This is a genomic window from Anaerotignum sp. (assembly GCF_045122575.1).
Taxonomy (GTDB): Bacteria; Bacillota; Clostridia; order Lachnospirales; family Anaerotignaceae; genus Anaerotignum_A.
This window is the reverse complement of sequence record NZ_JBGVHV010000104.1, coordinates 1-4018: the sequence shown is the minus strand read 5'-3', so window position 1 is coordinate 4018 and position 4018 is coordinate 1. Positions and strand designations below refer to the sequence as shown.

The 4018-nt window shown below is 40.8% G+C and carries 3 protein-coding genes; 1 reads left to right on the top strand and 2 read right to left on the bottom strand.

Annotation, left to right across the window (positions count from 1 at the left end):
* Positions 1-206 precede the first annotated feature (206 nt).
* Entirely contained in the window at positions 207-1721 is a 1515-nt protein-coding gene (locus ACJMLT_RS04550; protein ID WP_405727248.1) for an ATP-binding cassette domain-containing protein, read from the bottom strand.
* 93 nt (positions 1722-1814) lie between these two features.
* Positions 1815-2714: an EamA family transporter RarD gene (gene rarD / locus ACJMLT_RS04545; RefSeq protein ID WP_405727245.1), complete on the bottom strand. Its 900-nt coding sequence runs from the start codon at positions 2712-2714 to the stop codon at positions 1815-1817.
* Positions 2715-2889: 175 nt separating this feature from the next.
* Between rarD and ACJMLT_RS04540 the strand changes: the two genes are divergently transcribed.
* The gene (locus tag ACJMLT_RS04540) at positions 2890-3771 is read left to right on the top strand and encodes a DUF445 domain-containing protein (RefSeq protein ID WP_405727242.1); all 882 of its coding nucleotides are present in this window, start codon (positions 2890-2892) and stop codon (positions 3769-3771) included.
* Positions 3772-4018: the final 247 nt, after the last annotated feature.

Here is a 4018-nt window from a genome sequence, read left to right as displayed (position 1 = left end):
GCACACATGCTAAAAGCAGTTAAATTATATACTTCACCTTCTTGCATTGATTTCAGTGCTGTTTTCTCTGGTACAGGGTCACCAGGATATACTTCGCAACTGAAAACCTCTTGAGAAATATCATAGATTTTCATTGAATATCCTCCGTTAAATTCTAATTTATTGCTCTGTTAAACCGAAATTTTCATTTCCCTACAAATTGGCGTTTACTGAAAGAGTTTCAGCCCATCTTCAGAGAGCACATAAACCACATCTGCCACCTCATCTAAATATTTTCTATCATGAGAAATACTGATGATCGTTCCTCGAAAATCCATGAGTGCCTGCCTGATCACCGGTGCTGAAAGGGGAGAAAAATTTCTTGTGGGTTCGTCCAAAACCAATACATTCGCTTTTTGAAGCACCATATTCAGAAATATGATTTTTGCGCGTTGGCCGCCACTTAATTCACCGATGGTATGCTGCATTTCATCTCTGGTAAATTTCATCGTTCCCATATGCGTTAATGCCAGAGTATACTTTTCCTTATCATAATTGGACCTCAGAAATTCTGCCGGTGTCAGACTATAGTTGATAATATCTTTATAATTCTGCGGCATATAACTTGCAACAATGTCCTGACGTTCTTTTAAAACATTCCAGATTTCTTTTAACAAAGTGGATTTTCCAACACCATTTTTTCCAATTATGCAGATATGCTGGTTCCCAATGACCGATAAATTGATATCCTTTGCCAGCAGTTTCTCATCCACCTTCAATTCCGGCAAGGAAAAATCCAGGATCCTCTTATGTGGCGGAATATAAATATCTGCGTCGAATCGCGTAACAATTCCTTCTTCTCGATTTGGAATATCTGTAAAGTTTTCTTTTTCCCTTTCAAATCGTTTTCCTCTGGAAATGATCGCCTGCATACTCCTTTTGGCGCCCCCATCTGTGGATATGATCCCGTCAGGATTGATCCAGCTTTTATTATGGCGTGCCTTTTCATAAAGCTGCTGTAACCGTTCTTTCTTTTTCTTATATTCAGCTCTTTCTTTCAAAGCAACCTGCGTCTGTTTATCAAACTGCAGATTCCTATAATTCACATATTCCTCATAATGCAGCCGAGATACGGTGATCACACTTTTTTGCTTGCGAATCAACTGTTCCAGATGGATAATGACATTCGCTGTGTTTGAAATCAGTAATTCATCATGAGAAATGAACAAAATCGAAATGGTACACCTCTTGATAAACTCTTCCAGAAACATCAGTGTATCAATGTCTAAATCATTCGTAGGCTCATCCAGAAAAAGAGCATCCGGTTTCTGACAAAGGAGTTTTAAAAGCTGAATTTTCACCTTTTCCCCACCGGAAAGTGTATGTATCATCTGCGTAGAAAATAAGAATTCATAATCCAGCCCCAGCGAATCGATCAAGGCATTATTTTCATAGATATCTACATCCTGAAAATATTCGTAAACGGATTGTTTTTGCTCCTCTTCAGGCATAAATTGCGGAAGGTATCCAAATACCCCCTTCTTGATCACCTGACCCGTTGCCTGTACATAGTCAGCAACCATTGCTTCATCGTATAAATATTTCAATAGTGTTGACTTTCCATTGCCTTCCTCACCGATAATAACTACCTTATCACCTTCACCTAAAGAAAATGAAAAATCCTCTATCAATAACCGATTATCTTTATTTAAATACAGATTGACATTTTTTGCTTGTAGCATTGTATATCCCCTTTTCTGGTATAAACTTGCCTCTCTAAAGCATACCGCAGGCTTCAAAATCTTTTAATCACTATAAATTCAGGTTTATCTGTTTCACTCTTTTCCCTTATTACGAATATCTGCAAGTTCCCCATAAGTAAAGAAGATCAAGCCGACCCAGATGATGGCAAAGGCACTGAACTGGATGATGTCGAAGGGCTCCTTGAACAGGAAAATGCCAAGCACCAATGCAATGGACGGCGAAATATAACTGGTCAGACCCAAAGTCAGCAAAGGCAGATTTCTGGCCGCCGCAGAAAACAGCCCCATAGGTACTGCTGTTGCAATCCCTACAAAGAGCAGCAGGATAAACTTTCCGCTTCCGCCTGTGGCCATGGCACCGATACCGCTTCCTTCCATCCAGAATACGATCAGCAATGTGATCGGTGCAATAAAGATCGTTTCATAAAGCAGGGACTGAAAAGGCGGTAAGTCCACACTTTTTTTCATTGCGGTATAGGTTGCAAAAGTGGTTGCAAGACCAATGGCGATGATTGGCATTTCTCGGTACCCGATGATCATCACCAGCAGACCGACCAAAGCAAAACCAAGGGAGATCTTCTTCCATTTGTTGGCCTTTTCTTTGTAAATGATCATACCAAAGAGACAGACCAGCAAAGGTTCCAGAAAATAACCCATACTGGACTGGATCACATATCCTGCCTGTACCGCCCAGATATAGATGCTCCAGTTCATGGTAATCAAGATACCTGCGATGATATAAGTCCGCAGTTTCTTCTTGTTTGCAAACATCGGCACAAACATCTTTTTGATGTTTCTTACACGATAAAACTGAATGGCAAGGCAGGTCAATGTCATCAGAGTGACACGATAAAATATAACGACCAGAGAACTGATCGGATTCAGCGCATTCCAGTAAATAGGAAGAAAGCCCCAGATGACCGCACAGGAAAGTGCATAGATCAGCCCGTTTTTGTAGTTCTTATCTCCCATTGTTGTTCACCTCATTTTCATCATCTGTTTCCTTCATTATAGTCCATCTGTCTCATTTTGGAAAGAAGCATAAAAAAGACCAAAAGATTTGATTATTCGGCTCTGACTTGATAGAATGAATCGTTTGGAAGTAAATGTTATGTAAATACATTAAGATATATGGAGGTATGATGAAATGACATTACAGAATCTGACCGGCCCTATCATTGGTTCGATCATCGGATATTTTACAAACTATATTGCGGTAAAAATGCTGTTTTACCCCAGAAACGAAGTGAAAATCTGCGGACATAAAGTGCCCTTCACCCCCGGCGCCATTCCCAAGGGCAAACCCCGACTGGCGAAAACAGTGGGCCATGTTGTAGCAAATACCCTGCTGACAGAAGAAGATATCAAACAGCGCATCCTTTCTCCCGAAACAGAAGCAGCGGTCATTGATAAAGTGATGGCGGAACTGTCCAACAAAATCTACGTGGAAATAGGCAGAGTCTGCAAAAATTACGAAGAATACGGCGCGCTGAAAGAGAACCTTTCCAACGCCTTCACGAATGAGATCATGGACTCTATCGGCAAAATCGATCTGAAAAATACCATCGTAAACGAAGCAGGCAGAGTCATCAAAGAAAAAGTGCACGGCACCATGCTTGCCATGTTCCTGAGCGACGAAATGCTGAACTCCTTTATCCAGCCCGTTGGCGTGGAACTGGAAGCATATATCGCGGAAAACGGAAAAGATTTCATTCAGAAGGAAGTGAATGAAAAAATCATGGCTTTCGAACAGAAGTCTGTTCTGGATCTGTGCAGAGAAATGGATGTGGAAGACAGCAAAATTCGCGATGCCATCCGCTCTATCTACCGCAGTGCTTCCGAAGATGCCGTCAGTGGCGTTCTGAAAAATGTGGATATTTCTACTATGATCGAAGAAAAGATCAATGACATGAAAACAGAGGATCTGGAAAAAATGGTTCTGACTGTGATGAAAAAAGAACTGGATACCATCGTAAATCTGGGCGCACTGATCGGGTTTATCCTGGGTAGTTTGAATACTGTTTTGTAAAAAAGAGAGCTGCTTTTTATAAGTAGCTCTTTTACAGAGGGTGTGAAAAATTTTCTGTCAATAGGCTTTCTATGATAGGATTTGATGGCTGCACAGCTGATTTTTCCAACTGCCCAACCTCACAGACAATATAATGACTAAATGCAGGCATGTCAAGAAAATCCTGATTTTTCAGGACTTCTGACATGTCTGTTTTTTATTATTCGGGCAATCTGCCTTCGTACATGATGCTCAGTTCGCCATAAAC

Excerpts from the sequence above, each read along its gene's own strand:
- ACJMLT_RS04550 (WP_405727248.1), bottom strand. The coding sequence starts at position 1,721 with ATGCTACAAGCAAAAAATGTCAATCTGTATTTAAATAAAGATAATCGG.
- ACJMLT_RS04540 (WP_405727242.1), top strand. The coding sequence starts at position 2,890 with ATGACATTACAGAATCTGACCGGCCCTATCATTGGTTCGATCATCGGA.
- rarD (WP_405727245.1), bottom strand. The coding sequence starts at position 2,714 with ATGGGAGATAAGAACTACAAAAACGGGCTGATCTATGCACTTTCCTGT.